The 16303-nt window shown below is 62.0% G+C and carries 14 protein-coding genes; 6 read left to right on the plus strand and 8 right to left on the minus strand.

What is annotated here, in order from left to right; genetic code table 11:
- Positions 1 to 63 precede the first annotated feature (63 nt).
- From ABQM86_RS04130 to ABQM86_RS04140, 3 genes are all read right to left on the minus strand, one after another.
- Positions 64 to 927 (minus strand): carbohydrate ABC transporter permease, encoded by an 864-nt coding sequence (locus ABQM86_RS04130; protein ID WP_089597158.1) that lies wholly within the window; start codon positions 925 to 927, stop codon positions 64 to 66.
- 65 nt (positions 928 to 992) lie between these two features.
- A complete protein-coding gene (locus ABQM86_RS04135) occupies positions 993 to 1880 on the minus strand; it encodes a carbohydrate ABC transporter permease (RefSeq protein ID WP_105692744.1) in 888 nt (295 codons plus the stop codon).
- Between the two features lie 79 nt (positions 1881 to 1959).
- Positions 1960 to 3246 carry an extracellular solute-binding protein gene (locus ABQM86_RS04140; protein ID WP_369745997.1) on the minus strand — a complete coding sequence of 429 codons (1287 nt, stop codon included), beginning with the start codon at positions 3244 to 3246 and terminating at the stop codon, positions 1960 to 1962.
- A 320-nt stretch (positions 3247 to 3566) separates the two neighbouring features.
- On the opposite strand from ABQM86_RS04140, the gene ABQM86_RS04145 reads away from it, so the two are divergent.
- From ABQM86_RS04145 to ABQM86_RS04155, 3 genes are all read left to right on the plus strand, one after another.
- A complete protein-coding gene (locus tag ABQM86_RS04145; protein ID WP_280626588.1) occupies positions 3567 to 3758 on the plus strand; it encodes a hypothetical protein in 192 nt (63 codons plus the stop codon).
- 72 nt (positions 3759 to 3830) lie between these two features.
- Positions 3831 to 5036: a NosD domain-containing protein gene (locus tag ABQM86_RS04150; protein ID WP_089593656.1), complete on the plus strand. Its 1206-nt coding sequence runs from the start codon at positions 3831 to 3833 to the stop codon at positions 5034 to 5036.
- 32 nt (positions 5037 to 5068) lie between these two features.
- On the plus strand, positions 5069 to 7654 hold the full coding sequence (locus ABQM86_RS04155) for a GH32 C-terminal domain-containing protein (RefSeq protein WP_280626591.1): 2586 nt from the start codon (positions 5069 to 5071) through the stop codon (positions 7652 to 7654).
- Positions 7655 to 7734: 80 nt separating this feature from the next.
- Here the strand turns inward: ABQM86_RS04155 and ABQM86_RS04160 are convergent, their stop codons facing one another.
- From ABQM86_RS04160 to ABQM86_RS04175, 4 genes are read right to left on the minus strand one after another with little or no spacing between them, the layout of a single operon-like run.
- Positions 7735 to 8127 carry a universal stress protein gene (locus tag ABQM86_RS04160; RefSeq protein WP_207596209.1) on the minus strand — a complete coding sequence of 131 codons (393 nt, stop codon included), beginning with the start codon at positions 8125 to 8127 and terminating at the stop codon, positions 7735 to 7737.
- The gene (locus tag ABQM86_RS04165) at positions 8124 to 9713 is read right to left on the minus strand and encodes a tripartite tricarboxylate transporter permease (RefSeq protein ID WP_369745998.1); all 1590 of its coding nucleotides are present in this window, start codon (positions 9711 to 9713) and stop codon (positions 8124 to 8126) included. Before ABQM86_RS04165 ends, ABQM86_RS04160 begins: the two co-directional genes overlap by 4 nt.
- The gene (locus tag ABQM86_RS04170) at positions 9713 to 10216 is read right to left on the minus strand and encodes a tripartite tricarboxylate transporter TctB family protein (protein WP_207596211.1); all 504 of its coding nucleotides are present in this window, start codon (positions 10214 to 10216) and stop codon (positions 9713 to 9715) included. Before ABQM86_RS04170 ends, ABQM86_RS04165 begins: the two co-directional genes overlap by 1 nt.
- The gene (locus ABQM86_RS04175; protein WP_089593660.1) at positions 10213 to 11220 is read right to left on the minus strand and encodes a tripartite tricarboxylate transporter substrate binding protein; all 1008 of its coding nucleotides are present in this window, start codon (positions 11218 to 11220) and stop codon (positions 10213 to 10215) included. The genes ABQM86_RS04170 and ABQM86_RS04175 overlap by 4 nt, the downstream gene beginning before the upstream one ends.
- Positions 11221 to 11494: 274 nt before the next feature.
- On the opposite strand from ABQM86_RS04175, the gene ABQM86_RS04180 reads away from it, so the two are divergent.
- Positions 11495 to 13093: an ATP-binding protein gene (locus tag ABQM86_RS04180; protein WP_369746626.1), complete on the plus strand. Its 1599-nt coding sequence runs from the start codon at positions 11495 to 11497 to the stop codon at positions 13091 to 13093.
- Positions 13090 to 13758 carry a response regulator gene (locus ABQM86_RS04185; RefSeq protein WP_207596212.1) on the plus strand — a complete coding sequence of 223 codons (669 nt, stop codon included), beginning with the start codon at positions 13090 to 13092 and terminating at the stop codon, positions 13756 to 13758. Before ABQM86_RS04180 ends, ABQM86_RS04185 begins: the two co-directional genes overlap by 4 nt.
- Positions 13759 to 13808: 50 nt before the next feature.
- On the opposite strand, the gene ABQM86_RS04190 is transcribed toward ABQM86_RS04185, so the two are convergent.
- Positions 13809 to 14738 (minus strand): AraC family transcriptional regulator, encoded by a 930-nt coding sequence (locus ABQM86_RS04190; protein ID WP_337340468.1) that lies wholly within the window; start codon positions 14736 to 14738, stop codon positions 13809 to 13811.
- Positions 14739 to 14943: 205 nt separating this feature from the next.
- Between ABQM86_RS04190 and ABQM86_RS04195 the strand changes: the two genes are divergently transcribed.
- On the plus strand, positions 14944 to 16296 hold the full coding sequence (locus ABQM86_RS04195) for a sugar ABC transporter substrate-binding protein (RefSeq protein ID WP_369745999.1): 1353 nt from the start codon (positions 14944 to 14946) through the stop codon (positions 16294 to 16296).
- The last annotated feature ends 7 nt before the right edge of the window (positions 16297 to 16303 follow it).

Below are 16303 nucleotides of genomic sequence, written 5' to 3' on the forward strand. Positions count from 1 at the left end.
TGGGGGCTATCAGTAGGCTACTCGTTGATGGTGGCACTGGCCCTTGAGTACTGGACTTGATGATCAGCCCTTCACAGCGCCCAGCGTCATGCCCGCCACGATTTTGCGCTGCAGCAGCAGCGTCAGCAGGATGACCGGGATCGAGTAGACGGCGGCGAGGGCCGTCATGGATCCCCAGTCCAGGCCGAACTGCGTTTGGAAGTTCGCAATCACCACGGGCGTGGTCTGGGACCGGATGGCTGTCATCAGGAGGGCGAACAGGAACTCGTTCCAAGAAGCCAGGAACGCGAAGATCGCCGTGACCGCGATACCGCCGGACACTACCGGGATCACCACCCGCCACAGGGCTCCAAGCCTGCTGCAACCATCCACGGTTGCGGCTTCTTCCAGATCCCGGGGGACCGACTCGAAGAAGCTGGACATCAGCCAGATGGACAGCGGAAGCGAGATGGTGGTGTGTGCAATGGAAAGGGCTATGGGGGTATCCGCCAAGCCCACCGAGGACATCATGGACGCCAGCGGGATGCCGATTGCTACCGGCGGGACCATGCGGGTGACCAGGGCAGCCATGATGAACACCTGGCCGCTGGGTGTCTTGTAGCGCGTGATGCCATAAGCGGCTGGAACGGCCAGGACCAGTGACAACACAGTGCTGATAACAGCCGTTTGGATGCTGTTGATGAAGGACGCCACGACCCCGCTGCGGCCCAGGGCGTTGGTGTAGTTCTCCAGCGTCCACTCGCGCGGCAGGATGGTGGGCGGAACAGCGATGGTGTCGATCGGCGTCTTGAACGACGTGAACAGCAAGTACAGGAACGGGAAGCCGTACAGCACCATGGCCACCGCCAGCAGGATCCAGAGGATGGTGCGGGTGCTCCGCTTGCCGGCTTCGAGGCCTTCACGGTTGACCCCCCGCCGTTTGCGCATCGGCTGAGGTTCGGAAATGTCCGACGCAGGCGGGCTGGCTTTGGTGGCTAGGCTCGCGTTGCTCATCAGTTGTCCTTTCCAGGCCGCCAGATGGTGGCCACTGCAACGAAGGCAATGGCAAGCATTGCGAGGAGGTAGATGGTGCCCATGGCACTGGCGAGCCCGGGATCGCCGAAGCGGATCATGGTCCGGTAGATCAACAGGCTCATGGTTTCCGAGGCCGACTGCGGTCCGCCGTTGGTCTGGATGAGGATGGTGTCGAAGGCCCTTGCTGCGTCAATGCCGCGAACCACCAGCGCAACTGCGATGACTGGACGCAGCAGCGGAAGGATGATCCGGAAGAGGAGTGCTGGAGCCCGTGCCCCATCAAGGCGGGCGGCCTCGATCAGATCGCCCGGGATGTTCTGGAGGCCCGCGAAGAGCACCAGGCACATGAAGGAGGTGGTGAGCCAGATGTCCGGAATGGCCACTGAGAACAACACGATGTTGGGGTCGGACAGCCAGCCGATCTGGTTGGGATCGGACAGGATGCCGGCTTGGTGGAGGAGTGTGCCGATGAGGCCGAAGTTATCGATCATCAGGAACTTCCACAGCAGGCCTGCCACGATCGGCGCAATCATCAGGGGGTAGAGGAAGACGGTCCGCCAGATTTGGGATTTCTTCCCCAAGGTGGTGAACAGCAGGGCCATGCCCAAGCCGAGTGCGAACTCGAGCGTCACCACCACCAGGGTGTAGGCAAGGGTCCGCCATCCGGCGCTGGTGAAGGCTTCGGAGGTGAACGCGGTGACGTAGTTTTGGAAACCCACAAAGTCACGGGGGCCGCCGGCGATGGGGGAGATCTTGAAGAAGCTGTCAGCCACCAGGCGGAAGAGGGGATAGGCCACGAATACGGCCAGGAACAGTGCCGCGGGCGTCATCAGGTAGAGGGCGAAGCGGCGATCGGAGATACGCACGGTTTTCTTTTCTGCTGGTTGGGACCGCGGCCGGCACTGTCTTTCGCGCTGTGCGCGGGCCGGTGCCGGCCGCGGAGTTTTACTTCAGGAGGTCCTGGACCTGCTTCTTGGCATCGGCCAGGAGCGCCGAGGTGTCTCCCCCGGCCACGGCCTTCTGCAGCAACGGGATCAGGACGGTGTCAACGATCTGCTGCCACTTGGCGGTTGCCGGCCGGGTGGCCGTTGCCGGAGCGTTGAGAGTTTCAATCAGCGGCTTGAAGCTTTCGTAGCCAGGCTGGTCCTGGTATTTCTCAAACGCGCTGATGCGCGAAGCCAGGCCGAGCTTGGAGTCGATGCCCAGGCTGTTGTAGTCATAAGCACATTTGACGAACTTCTTGGCGGCTTCCGTGTTCTTGGTTGCCTTGGGAACGGCCAGGTACCAAGGGCCCGGAACGCCTGCGACGCCGGCGCTGCCGCCGATCATCGCTGCGGCGCCTACTTTTCCTGCCACGGGAGCATCAGCAGGGATCTGGCGGTAGGCATGGGCCCAGAAGCGGGTCATGGCTGTCTTGCCCTGGTTGAACAGGTTCTGTGCCGCGGCCCAGTCAACCTGTGCGGCACCGGTGGGGGCAGATTTGGCCAGGCTCACATAGAAGTCGAGGGCTTCCTTGTGGGCCGCGTTGTCGATGACCACGTTGTTGTCTTGGTCCAGCACCATGGGGGAGCCGGCCTGGAGCACGTGGGCCAGCCATTCTGTTTCCACGGCGCCCTTCACGTCCGTGCCGTACATGCCGTCCTTGGTGAAGAACTCGGAAATGTCCTGGTACTGCTTCCACGTGGTCGGCGCGGCGAGTTCGTACCCGTACTTTGCCTGGAAATCGGCCTTGTTCTTGGCGTCTTCGAAGAGGTCTTTGCGGTACAGGATGATCTCGGCGTTGGTCCACGCCGGCAAGCCGATGAAGTGGCCATCCACGTTTGCTTCCTTGACGAGCGCGGGGAAAATGTCCTTCTTGACGTCGTCTGTGAACAGCTCATCGATGGTTTGGACGGCGTCCTTGAAGCTCGGCAGCCAGACGGAGTCCAAAGCCGCGACGTCAAAGGACACGTTGCCCGAGGAGAACTCGCTGGACAGGCGGTTGAACATGCCGTCGTAGGGGAGCTCCACAAAGTTCGCTTCGACTCCAGTGTCCTTCTTGCACTGCTCGGCCACACCTGTGAGTTCGGCGTGACCACCGGCTTCGACCAGGACGTTGATGGAGCTGGAGCCGGCGGAGCCGCCGGAGGATGGTGCCGGGCCGCCTGCGCCACAACCGGTGGCAGCGAGTGCGACGGCGGTGCACAGCCCGCCGAGGGTGACGAGCTTGGAGATGGTGTTTCGAGTGGACATCGCTGTCGACTCACTTTCTCTTGAACGGAAATTGCAGAGAGATGAAGGGGAGTGCTGTTGGCTTGGAAAATCGTTTTGCCAAAACGACTTGGCATTGACATTAGGACTGTCGAACGAGTTCTGTCAATGGCTTCCGCGAAAGATTTCAGGCCCCTTGACGCCAGAGGCGACTTGATCATAAAGTAAGCCGCGCCAGCCGACAAATCGTTTTGGCACATTTTGGCTGATTTGGCATTTTTTGGCAAACCTCCCAGCCCTGATCCGTTCCGGGCCGCAGGGCTGCCGGTCCGCCAAGTCACCATCGAGTTCAAAGGAGAACCATGAATCCAACTCCATCCCCATACCTCAGCCGAAGGAGCATCCTTCGGCTGATTCCAGCAGCGGCAGTTGCCGGCACCGCCGTCGTGCTGTCAGCAAAGGAAGCCATGGCGAAAGGCCCGGCGCAGCAGGTGCCTGCTACGGGAGGTGCCCAGGCAGCGCCAGGGCACCGGGGCATCATCGGTGTGCTCTAGAAGCCACGGCACCACCAGCACCACCGCAAGGCCACTCGAGCAGTACCCCCAACGATGTGAGGAGAAAACGCTGTGACCACTGTCTACGACGTCACCACCTGGTCTGTCCCCGGGAATCCGTCCGCAACGCCCTACAACGATATTGGGGTGATCATCAACAGCATCATCGCCGATGTGAAAGCCCAACAAAGCAATCAAGCATCCAAACCTGGCGCCGTCATCTACATCCCACCCGGAGACTACTCGCTCAAGACCCGCGTCAACGTGGACATCAGCTTTTTGACCATCCGTGGATCCGGGCACGGATTCACCTCCAGCAGCATCCGCTACAACGCCGGCAACACCTCCGCCTGGCATGAAATCAACCCCGGGGGCAGCCGGATCCGCGTGGAAAACACCGACGGAAATACAGACGCTTTCAGGGTCTACCGCACCGGAGACCCGCGGCTTAGCTCGATCGTGTTCCAGAACTTCTGCTTGGACGGCGTCTCATTCAACTCCAACCAGAACTCCTACATCAACGGCAAAACCGGCATTCGGTTCGACTCGGCCAACGACTCCTGCCGTGTGGAAGGCATGGGCATGGTGTACCTGGAACACGGCCTGGTGGTCCGGGATACCGACGCCCTCAGCGTCAGCGGCAACTTCCTGGCAGAGTGCGGTTCCTGCGTGGAACTCACAGGCTCTGGGCAAGCCTCCAAAGTCACGGACAACCTGATCGGGGCAGGCTACGTGGGTTTCTCCATCTATGCAGAAGGACATATGGGCCTGCTGGTCAGTGCCAACAACGTCTTCCCGCGGGGAAAGAGCAGTGTCCACTTCAAGAACACCACCCGCTCCACTGTCACCAGTAACCGCTTCCATGCTTTCTACCCAGGCATGGTGAATTTCGAGGGCAATTGCACGGAGAACCTGGTGGGAGCAAACCATTTCCTGCGGCAGATGGAACCGTTCGACCCCCTGAAGCCGTACAACAATGGCCTGGATGACCTGTTCGGCCTGGTGCATCTGGCAGGCAGCGGGAACACGGTCACCGGCAACCACTTCAGTTACGACGTGCCCTCGGGTTCGGTGAGGCCCTCAGGCCAGAAGCCCACCATCATCCTGGTGGCATCCGGTGCCAACAACTACATCGCCGCGAACAACACCGTCTCTTCGGTGGCTGCGAACACCGTGGTGCTGGACGGTTCCACTACCGGGACCAAAGTGATGGACAGTGGCGGAGCCGGTGAATTTGTGCACTTCACAAGCTCTTACTCATTCCGGGCTACTCCCTGATCCAGCGCAGAGGAAGAAAAGGTCTGTCAATGATGACCAGACGTACTAAAGTTCCGGCAATCGCCAGAGTGATCGCCGCCGTCGTTCTTTCATTGGCCGCAGGATTGACTGCGGCACCGGCGCAGGCTGCCGACCCCGACCCCGCCACCCAGCAATACCGGCCCTACCTGCACTACACGCCTTTGAAGAATTGGATGAACGATCCCAACGGCTTGGTCTACCACAACGGCACCTACCACATCTACTACCAGTACAACCCCAACGGGACTACCTGGGGAAACATGAGCTGGGGCCACGCCACCTCGGCGGATCTGCTGCACTGGACCGAACAGCCACTCGCCATTGCCCAGACGTTCAACGGCAGCGGGCAGGCAACAGAAGACATTTTCTCCGGCTCCATCGTGGTGGATTCGCAGAACACCAGCGGATTCGGAACAGCCCAGAACCCGCCACTGGTTGCCGTCTATACCAGCAATTACACCGGCAACCATCCCCTGTACCCCGGGAAACAGGCGCAGTCCCTGGCCTACAGCACGGACAGCGGCCAAACCTGGACCAAGTACTCCGGAAATCCCGTGCTCAGCAGGAACACTACGGATTTCCGCGATCCCAAGGTCTTCTGGTACCAAGGGGCAGCGGGCTCGTACTGGGTGATGTCAGCCGTGGAAGCCAACGAGCACCGGGTCCTTTTCTACAAGAGCACCGACCTGAAAAACTGGACCTACCTGGATGACTTCAAACCAGCCAATGCCACAGGAGGGCAGTGGGAATGCCCGGACATGTTCCCCTTGGCCGTGGATGGCAATCCCAACAACATCAAATGGGTGCTGGCAGTCAACATCAACCCTGGAGCGGTGGCAGGCGGCAGCGGCGGCCAGTATTTCGTCGGAAGTTTTGACGGGACGCGCTTCACGTCAGAAACCACGGATCCCTTGGGCGTGGCACCACCGGGAAATCTGCTCGCCGGATTCAATGGCGGTAGTTACAGCGGGTGGAACGTGGGCAATGACCCCGCCAACCCCGGAGGTCCTTGGGGAAGCAGCCCCGCTCCCGGAGCGCTCCCAGGGCAGCAAACTGTCACGGGATCCATCGGCGCCGGGCTCGTGAACGGGTTCACCGGCGGGGATGCACCCACCGGCACCTTGGAATCTGCGCCCTTCACCGTCACCAAGGATTACATCAATTTCCTGGTCGGTGGCGGGAACCACCCCCGACAAGCTGGTGAACAGCCCGGGAACACGCCGCCGCCTGGCTACCTCCTATTCGATGGCTTCGACTACCCCGGGACCCTCAGTGCAGCAGGGTGGCAACTGACCGGCGATTTCGAGGCAGCCAGGAACCCCTCCACTGCGGGCGGTGAATACGCAATCGGAAAGCGCATCAACACCTTCGAGGGCGGCCCCAACGCCGATAACAACGTCGGCACCATCACCTCACCGGAGTTCTACCTCACCAACACCAACATTGGTTTTCTGCTGGGTGGGGGCAACCGGACAGACGGCAGCCTCCAGGTGGAACTGCTGGTGAGTGGAGTTCCGGTCCGCAGCACCACCGGCAGCAATTCGGGAGACCTGAACTGGAAAAACTGGGATGTCTCCCAGTACTACGGCCAAATCGCCCGCCTACGGATCGTGGACAACGCCGCGGGACAGTGGGGCCACCTGACGTTGGACAACATGGTCCTCGGCTCACAGCCAGCACAACCGCGAAGCAGTGAAACCACGGTCAACCTCATGGTCAACGGTCAGGCTGTCCGCAGCACCACGGGCTCCGATTCCGAACACCTGGGCTGGAAAGCCTGGGACGTGAGCGGCCTCAAAGGCAGCCAGGCCACCCTCCGGATTGTGGACAACAACCGTGGCGGGTGGGGTCACATCCTCGCCGACGAATTTGTGGCCTCGGATATCAACCGGCTGGAGCAACACGACTGGTTGGACTGGGGCAGGGACTACTACGCTGCGGTTTCCTTCAGCAACGCCCCTGACGGAAAACGGATCATGCTGGGCTGGATGAACAACTGGGATTACGGCCAGTCCACGCCAACAACCACCTGGCGGGGCTCCATGGCCCTGCCGCGGGAAGTCCAGCTCACGCAGACCGGCCAAGGTCCCCGGCTAACCCAAAAAGTGGTAGCGCAAGTGGACGGACTGAAAAACACGGCTGCCGCCTTTACCGCGCCGGCGCAGGACATCGCTCCAGGGACCAACAATCTTCCCATCACGGGGGACGTGGTCCAGATCGATGCGGAGTTCTCGCCGGGAACGGCCTCCGCCTTCGGGCTCAAGGTGCTGGGCAACGGCCCGGAGGCAACCAAAGTCGGCTACACCACGGCCTCGGGACGGGCGTTCATTGACAGGACCAACTCCGGAAACGAGGACTTCCATCCGTCCTTCGCGTCGATCGACGATGTCCCCGTCCAACTCATCAATGGCAGGCTCCGCTTGCGGCTCTATGTGGACCGGGCATCCGTGGAGGTATTTGCGCAGGATGGCCTTGTGACTCTGACGGACCAGGTCTTTCCTTCAGAGGGTGCCAACTCGTTGTCCCTGTTCTCTGAGGGAGGGACGGCCCGGCTGGAAAGCCTTACCGTCACGCCCCTTACCAGGGCCATGTGGTAATCCCTGTTTAAAGGCACGACGGCGGCTGGTCACCTAGGTGACCAGCCGCCGTCGTGCTTCCCTGTCCTCTGACCGGACTCCTAGTCGGCTTTGACCGCCAGCACCGGGCAGTCCGCCTCCAGCAGGATCCGTTGGGAAACGCTGCCCATGATGAGCTTGCCTACGGGGCTGCGGCGGCGAAGGCCGATGACAATAAGGGCGGCGTCGTTTTCGTCGGCGGCGTCCAGGACTTCGGCAGCGGCATCGTGACCACGGATCGGCTGCTTGATGATGTGCTGGATGCCCTGTTCGGCCAGACGCTCCTCGATGCTCTGGATGTCCGGTTCCTGGGCGTACCGGTTGTCCACCAAGGCGTCGCCCTTGGACGAGTTGATAACCAGGAGGGTGTCGTTGCTCTTCTTGGCCTCGGCGATGGCCTGTGTCAGTGCTGCTTCGCCTTCTGGTGTGGGGACGTATCCCACCACGATGGTCATGGTTTCTCCTGTTTCTGGTGGGTCGGGGTGGTTGACTCGGTGGGAGCTGCCGTCTCCGGTTCTGCGGGAGTCGCCTGCCCGGACGGTCCTGCGGGAGCTACTGGACGGTTGCGGCGGATGAGCTTGAAGATGAATGGCCACACCAAGATGATTGCCACGATGATGTAGACCACGATTGCAATCGGTTCGCTGAAGAGGCCTGCGGGGTCGCCGGCGCTCAGCTGCAACGTCTTACGAAGCTGCCCTTCGATGCGCGGCCCGAGGATGACGCCCAGGATCAGCGGCAGGACCGGAAGCCCGAAGCGCCGCATCATGAAGCCAAGTGCGCCAAGTACCAGCAGGATCACAAGATCGAAGGCCTGCAGGTTGACCGAGTAGGCGCCCAAGGTGGCGAAGAACAGGATGCCTGCATAGAGGTAGGGGCGGGGAAGCTGCAGAAGCTTGGCCCAGACGGGTGCCAAGGGCAGGTTGATGAGCAGGAGCAGGAAGTTGCCAATGAAGAGGCTGGCGATCAATGCCCACACCAAGGGGCCTTGGCTGGAGAACAGCTGCGGGCCGGGTTGGATGCCGTAGGACGTGAACGCGGCGAGCATGACGGCGGCTGTTGCGTTGGTGGGGAGGCCGAGTGCGAGCAGCGGCGTCATGGTTCCGGCGGCGGCAGCATTGTTGGCCGCCTCGGGTCCTGCCACGCCTTCGATGGCGCCCTTGCCGAATTCTTCCGGGTGCTTGCTGAGCCGCTTCTCCGTGACGTAGGAGAGGAACGTGGGGATTTCCGCGCCGCCAGCCGGAAGCGCTCCGAAGGGGAAACCGAAAGCCGTGCCGCGAAGCCAGGGCTTCCAGGAACGTCCCCAGTCCTTCTTACCCATCCACGGACGGCCAACGGGAATGACATGGAGAGGAGTGCGGCGCAGGTGGGCAGCAACCCAGAGGGCTTCACCCACGGCGAAGATTGCGACGGCCACCACCACGATGTCCAGGCCGTCCACCAGCAGGGGCTGGCCGAAGGTCAGGCGGCGTTGGCCCGTCACCGAATCGATGCCCACCAGGCCAATGGCCAGGCCAAGGGCAAGCGACGCGAAACCGCGGAGCCTGGAAGAGCCCAGGACCGCGGTGACGGCCAGCAGGGCGAGGACCATGATGGCGAAGTAGCTCGGAGCGCCCAAACTCACGGCGAACTGCACCACAATGGGCGCGAACACTGCCAGCAATGCGGTGCCGATGGTACCGGCGATGAACGAACCGATGGCCGCGGTGGCAAGCGCCTGCGCGGCCCTGCCCGCCTTGGCCATTTTGTTGCCTTCGATGGCCGTCACCACTGACGACGATTCACCCGGTGTGTTCAGGAGGATGGAGGTGGTGGAACCGCCGAACATGCCGCCATAGTAGATGCCGGCGAACATGATGAAGGCGCTGGTGGGTTCCAATGCAGCGGTCACCGGAAGCAGCAGTGCCACGGTCATGGCCGGGCCCAGCCCGGGAAGAACGCCGACGGCGGTACCCAGGAGCACGCCGATCACGGCGAACAAGAGGTTCATGGGGGTCAGGGCGGTGGCGAAACCGTCCATCAAGGAGGACCAGACGTCCATTAGAGGATTCCTTCCAGGAGCCCGGCAGGAAGGGCGATGCCCAAACCGAGGTAGAAGCCGTAGAAGGTCAGCAGTGACAATGCGACGGAGATGAGGCCGTCCCGGATGTAGCGGCGGCTGCCAAGTGCCAGCACGCTGCCCCAGAAGAGGACCGTTCCGGAGATAACCCACCCGGCCCAGTCGATGAGCAGGATGTTCAGGATGAAAGCTCCGGCCAGCGGGAGGACGGTCTTCCAATCGGCGGGGTGTGCCAGGTCAACGTCTTCGCCGCCTTCGGCTTCGCCCTTGCCGCCGCGGAGGACGTTGATGGCAAGGAGGATGGCGCAGATGATCAGCAGCCCGGAAACAATGAACGGAACAGTCTTCGGACCCACGGGGTCCGACTGGGAGTACGGGGTCACCAGGCCGTTCGCGTCCAGGAAGACCAGGACGCCCACCGCGCCGAGCAGAAGGGCTACCCCCAGCTCGGCGCGGCCTTTAAGGCCTGTGGCTGTGGAGCTCACGCCAACCCGAGCTTGGTGAGGACATCCGCAACGCGCTTGTCCTGGTCCGTCAGGAAGGTCTGGAACTCGTCACCGGTGACAAAAGCGTCCGTCCAGCTGTGGGTCTTCAGGGCTTCCTTCCAACCGGCAGATTCGTGCATCTTCTCGAGGGCGGCGATCAAGGATTTTTTGTCGTCCTCGCTGATGCCCGGAGGGGCCACAATGCCGCGCCAGTTGGTGAAGACCAAGTCAATGTTGGACTCTTTCAACGTGGGAGCATCCACGCCCTCCAAACGGTTCTCGCCACTGGTGGCAAGGACGCGGATCTCGCCGGACTTGATCTGCTGGAGGTACTCGCCTGCGCCGGAAGCGGCGAAACCAAGCTTGTTGCCGAGGATGGCGGGCAAAAGGTCGCCACCGCCGTCGTACGACACAAAGTTGACCTTGGTAGCGTCGATGCCAACAGCGCCCGCCAACTGCATCGGCAGGAGGTGGTCCGGGCCGCCAGGCGAGGAGCCGCCGCCAACCGAGATGGAAGCCGGGTTGGCCTTCCAGGCCTTCACCAGATCATCAATGGTCTTGTACGGGGAGTCCTTGCCCACCATGATGGCGCCGGGTTCCTCGATCAGCTTTGCCAACGGGGTGGTCTCGGTCAGCTTCGACTCGGACTTGTTGGTGTAGCTGGCTCCCACAACGCCCAGGCCCATGAGCATCGTGAGGTCACCGTTGCCCTTTTCATTGACGATGCGGGCCAAGCCAACTGTTCCGCCGGCGCCGGCAAGGTTGAATACCTCGGTGTTGGTGGAGATCTTCTCGTCGTCCAGTACCTTGGCGGCTGCCCGGGCGGTGGTGTCGTAGCCGCCACCGGGAGTGTTGGGGACCATGATCTGGAGACCGGTGATGGGCCCCGCGGCAGCGCCGGAGCTTTCAGAACCTGTGGACTTACCTGTGGCACCGCAGCCGGTGGCCATCAGGGCGATGCCGGCGGCGACGGCGGCGACTCGCAATGCGCGGATCTGGCGCATGGTGTTCCTCTTCTCATCATTGAAAATACGGTGCAGGGCGATCAGCGTTATGCCCCGTTCCTTTGATGCTAGGCGTGTACGTGACGACGATCACTCTTGTGTTCGCAGTGATCTTTAAGTTCATTGCGTTCACGGTTTTTGGCCGTTTGATCTGGCCTTACGTACCGCTGGGGTATAGTTCCGGTACGCCACGGGGGAAGCTGCAATCCACCCTCCCGCTCACTGGCACCACCAAAGGAACCCAGCAGTGACTCGACTGTCTCGAAGAAGAGGAATGTCCCTGGCGGGGCAGTACCTTGTGCTGCAGTTGCTCATTGTCCTGGCTGTTCTTGTGGCGGTGGTGGCCATTTCACTCGCCCAATCCGCTGCTGTTTTCGAACGGACAGAGGGGCGTCGGGCACTGTCCGCTGCCGAGGCTTTGGGCAACAACCCCACCGTGCGCGCGTTGCTGCCCACAGCCGAACCCCGCGCCGGTTCCGCCCTTCCCGCCGTGGCCGAATCCGTCCGCACCGTGTCGGGATCTTCCCACGTGGCCCTCGCCAAGCTGGACGGTACGGTGGTGGCCTCGTCCGATCCCAGCCTGGTAGGACAATCGCTGCCCCTCGGTGAAAGCAGGGTTATGGAGGGCCGGGCGTGGACCGGCGTCCTGCCGACCGGTGGAGGGGCCGTACTTTCCGCCCATGTCCCCGTCCTGGATGACGCCGGAATCATGATCGGCGTAGCTTCCGTCAGCAGGAACTACCCCTCCACCATCGAGCGCCTGGGCGATGCCGTGCCCAACCTCCTCACCTACCTGGGTGTTGCCAGCGTCCTGGGCGTCGCCGGATCCCTCCTGTTGTCACGCCGCGTCAAACGGCAAACCCTGGGCATGGAACCGCGGGAGATCACGGGACTGGTTGAAAACAGGGAAGCGATGCTGCAGGGCCTGAAGGAAGGGGTGGTGGCCCTGGATCCCCATGAGCGCATCACGGTGGCCAACCAGAGTGCCCGCCAACTCCTTGGACTGCCTCCGGATTGCGTCGGGAAGAAGCTGCGATCCCTCCACGTCGACCCGGCCTTGAAGATCGTCCTGACCCGTGAACAGTCCGACCCCGACCAGCTGGTGCTCGTGGGGGAGCGGCTGGTGGTCATGAACCGCGTGGCACTGCGCTCGCGCGGCCGCGACATCGGTTCGGTGACAACGCTGAGGGACCGGACCGAGTTGTCGTCTCTGGAGAGCGAACTCGGCGCCACCAAGACCGTCACCGATACCCTGCGGGCGCAAGCCCACGAGTTCGCCAATCAACTCCACGTCATCTCCGGGCTCATCCAGATCGGCGAATACGACTCCGTGGTCCAGTTCGTCAACGGCGCCACCGTGGACCGCACCCGGCTCAATGACGACGTCACCAGCCGGATCGAGGACCCTGCGCTCGCCGCCCTCCTGATCGCCAAAGCCAGTCTTGCCACCGAACGGGGCGTGGAACTGCAACTGGATCCGGACTCTGCGCTGCCACGCGTCAAAGAGGAACTGTCGCGCGACCTCACCACCGTGGTGGGCAACCTGGTGGACAACGCGTTCGACGCCGTCACTGGCCGCGCCGGGGCTTCGGTCCGCGTGTTGGTGGTCAACTCCCCGGACGGTGTCACGGTTACCGTCCGGGACAACGGACCGGGTGTTCCCTCCGGCTCCGCGGAAGATATCTTTCGTCAGGGCTTTTCCACCAAGGACCCGGGGCCCGGTGATGCGAGGGGATTTGGCTTGGCGCTGTCGCGGGTGATCTGCCGGCGCTCCGGAGGAGACCTCACTGTGTCCAACGACAACGGAGCCGTGTTCACGGCGCGGTTCGGAAAGCACGAACCAGATTCAAGCGAAGGGGCAGCGAAGCCGTGATCAAGGTACTGATTGTTGACGACGACTTTATGGTGGCCAAGGTGCACGCCGGATTCATTCAACGGACCCCAGGGTTCGGGGTGGTGGGCGTGGCGCATACGGGTGCCCAGGCCTTGGCGGAGACGCAAAGGCTCCAGCCCGACCTTGTGTTGTTGGACATCCATCTTCCCGACATCAATGGCTTGGACCTCATGCACCAGCTGCGGGACGTCGCTCCCGACCTGGACGTGCTGGTGATCAGCGCGGCCCGCGAAGTGGAGACCGTGCGGAAGGCCTTGCGTGGCGGGATTGTGCACTACCTCATCAAGCCGTTCTCCCAAGCTGACCTGCAGGAACGGCTGGAGCACTACCTCAGTGCTTACCAAGGGCTGGATGCTTCGAAACAGGAGGCCGAACAGTCAGACGTCAATCGGGTCTTTGGCCTGGGTGTTTCCGAGCGGACGCTGCCCAAAGGGTGCAGCGTGGAGACCCTCGAACTGGTTGAGTCCGCGCTGAAGTCGGCCCCGGGTGACCTTTCCGCTGCTGAGCTTGCCGAGCAACTGGGGACCTCACGCGTCAGCGCCCGCCGTTACCTTGAGTACCTCCACGACGAGGGGGCGCTGGACGTGCGACTCAAGTACGGCGTCGGACGTCCTGAAAGGCGATATGTGCTGAAGGGGCGGTGATACAGAGGGTGCGTGTTAGTGCTGGTGGATATCCCGGCTGTGCTTATTCGTCAATGAGGCTGGCCTTGTAGGCGCTTTCGGAACTGGCTGGGGCTCACCCCCGCGTCTGACAGGAAACGACGGTTGAAGTTGGACAGATTGTTGAATCCCACCTCGTAGCAAATGTCCGAGATGGGCTTGTCGGTGCGTTCCAGGAGGCGGCGTGCGTGCGCCAGCCGCAGCTTGCGGACAAGGTCCGTGAAGTTTTGGCCCGTGGATCGTTTGAAGTACTTGGAGAAAGTGGGCTCGGCCATTCCCACCATGGCTGCTGCTTCTGACATGGAGATACTTCCGGCGTGGTTGCTGAAGACGTACTCCAGGACGATGTCCACTACTGCTTGGGCCTGACCGTCCAATTGCGGCCGGAACCATTCGTCGGCGAGGTAAGTGCGCTCGTGATCCGGCGCCTGGCAAAGGGTCGCGAACAGGGCCAGCAAATGGCGTAGGCGCTCCAAGCCGGTGGAGGTGCCCATGGCTTCGATGGAAGATGCTGCCGCTTTGGCTGTGGTGCCGGTGAATTCGATTCCGCGTGCAGCCTGTTCCAGCAGCGGACGCACTTCGGCTAGTTCGGGGACCAGGGCAGCCGCCTGATCCAACCATTTTCCGTCGAACTGGATCACGGCGTCACGGTTGGCCAGCTTTTCCCCTGGTTCGAGATCACTGACCCAGTCGTGGGGGAGTCCGGACCCTACCAAGGTCACGTGGCCGGCCTCGAACGTACCGATGTGGTCGCCCACAATGAACTTCCCGTGGCCCTTTCGGATCAGGTGGATCTCGTATTCAGGGTGATAGTTCCAGCGCGCTACCGGACTGGGATAGTCATGTTGGTGCCAGCGGACCGAATGGTTCGGATCCTCCGGGATCACCTCGCGATTGGCGCGCATCCCCACCAGTCGTTGGGCCAGGCGGGCCGCAGCGTTGCCAGGAGGGGCGGAACTCATAGGGGCCTCCGGAGAAATCGGGAAAATAAGTATCAGTATGCGTCATCAATGACGCTAGTTGTGCCCCACCCCACACGCCTAGTCTTGAGGAACACAGCGAGGCGACCCGGATATCCGGTCGAATGCCCCGCCCAAGTCTTGTACTTCCACGCAGTGGTAGGAGTGCAGAGACTGCGCACCCCAATGAAGAACGAAGGAGTCCTCAATGCGCCCAAAAACACGTGCGGCAGCCCTTGCCGCCGGCGCCCTGTGCATCGCGCTGACCGCTACGGCCTGTGCCGGAGCGGGTGGAATAGGGACTGGTGACCAGAACAGCATCAGCGTCCTGATGGTCAACAACCCGCAGATGGAAGACCTGCAGAGGCTTACTGCGGACAACTTCACCAGAGAGACCGGCATTCGGGTGAACTACACGGTGCTGCCCGAGAATGACGTCCGGGCAAAGATCAGCCAGGAGTTCTCCAGCCAGGCCGGACAGTACGATGTGGCCGCATTGTCCAACTATGAGATCCCGTTTTACTCGGCCAACGGCTGGCTGGCTCCGCTGGACAACGTAGCCGCGGACCCGGAGTTCAACCAGGCCGACATCCTTCCGGCGTATACCGCCTCCCTCACCGGGGACGACGGCAAGCTCTACGGGGAACCCTTCTATGGTGAATCGTCCTTCCTCATGTACCGCAAGGATGTTTTCGCGGCCAAGGGCCTGACCATGCCGGAGAAGCCAACCTGGGACGAAGTGGCAGAGCTCGCCGCCCAAGTGGACGGGGCAGAACCCGGGATGAAGGGGATCTGCCTCCGCGGCCAGCCCGGTTGGGGGCAGGTCTTCGCGCCGCTGACAACTGTGGTCAACACCTTTGGTGGTACGTGGTTCGACAAAGACTGGAACGCCAAGGTCACCTCGCCTGAGTTCACGGAAGCCACGGAGTTCTACGCCAAACTGGTCCGGGAGCACGGTCAGGCCGGTGCAGCCCAGTCAGGCTTCACGGAATGCCTGAATAACCTAACGCAAAGCAAAGTGGCCATGTGGTACGACGCAACTTCGGCCGCCGGCGCACTGGAGGCGGAGGCCTCCCCGGTGAAGGGCAAGATTGGCTATGCGCAGGCCCCGGTGAAGGAAACCTCATCATCGGGCTGGTTGTGGACGTGGTCTTGGGCCTTGCAGGCGGCGTCGAAGAAGAAGGACTCCGCGGAAGCGTTCATAGCCTGGGCAAGTTCAAAAGAATACGAAGAACTGGTGGCCTCCAAGCTCGGCTGGTCCAAGGTGCCTTCCGGTAAGCGCATCTCCACGTACGAGAACCCGGAGTTCCAGGACGCGGCGCCGTTCTTCGAAGCCGAACGCTTTGCCATCGAGAATGCAGACCCTAAGAACCCTGGCCTCCAGGAACGTCCTGCGGTCGGCATCCAGTTTGTGGGCATCCCCGAGTTTGCCGCGCTTGGCACCAATGTCTCCCAAGGCGTCAGCTCTGCCATTGCCGGTCAAGGGAGTGTGGCCGAGGCACTGGCAAAAGGCCAGGAAGCCGCGCAAAAGGTCGGCGACAAGTACAAGAACAAGCAATAACCGAACC

Source organism: Paenarthrobacter sp. AMU7 (genome assembly GCF_041200195.1).
GTDB lineage: Bacteria > Actinomycetota > Actinomycetes > Actinomycetales > Micrococcaceae > Arthrobacter.

Coding starts and splice junctions, on each gene's coding strand:
- ABQM86_RS04130 (WP_089597158.1), bottom strand. CDS start 927: ATGCGCAAACGGCGGGGGGTCAACCGTGAAGGCCTCGAAGCCGGCAAG.
- ABQM86_RS04140 (WP_369745997.1), bottom strand. CDS start 3,246: ATGTCCACTCGAAACACCATCTCCAAGCTCGTCACCCTCGGCGGGCTG.
- ABQM86_RS04145 (WP_280626588.1), top strand. CDS start 3,567: ATGAATCCAACTCCATCCCCATACCTCAGCCGAAGGAGCATCCTTCGG.
- ABQM86_RS04155 (WP_280626591.1), top strand. CDS start 5,069: ATGACCAGACGTACTAAAGTTCCGGCAATCGCCAGAGTGATCGCCGCC.
- ABQM86_RS04160 (WP_207596209.1), bottom strand. CDS start 8,127: ATGACCATCGTGGTGGGATACGTCCCCACACCAGAAGGCGAAGCAGCA.
- ABQM86_RS04165 (WP_369745998.1), bottom strand. CDS start 9,713: ATGGACGTCTGGTCCTCCTTGATGGACGGTTTCGCCACCGCCCTGACC.
- ABQM86_RS04175 (WP_089593660.1), bottom strand. CDS start 11,220: ATGCGCCAGATCCGCGCATTGCGAGTCGCCGCCGTCGCCGCCGGCATC.
- ABQM86_RS04180 (WP_369746626.1), top strand. CDS start 11,495: ATGTCCCTGGCGGGGCAGTACCTTGTGCTGCAGTTGCTCATTGTCCTG.
- ABQM86_RS04190 (WP_337340468.1), bottom strand. CDS start 14,738: ATGAGTTCCGCCCCTCCTGGCAACGCTGCGGCCCGCCTGGCCCAACGA.
- ABQM86_RS04195 (WP_369745999.1), top strand. CDS start 14,944: ATGCGCCCAAAAACACGTGCGGCAGCCCTTGCCGCCGGCGCCCTGTGC.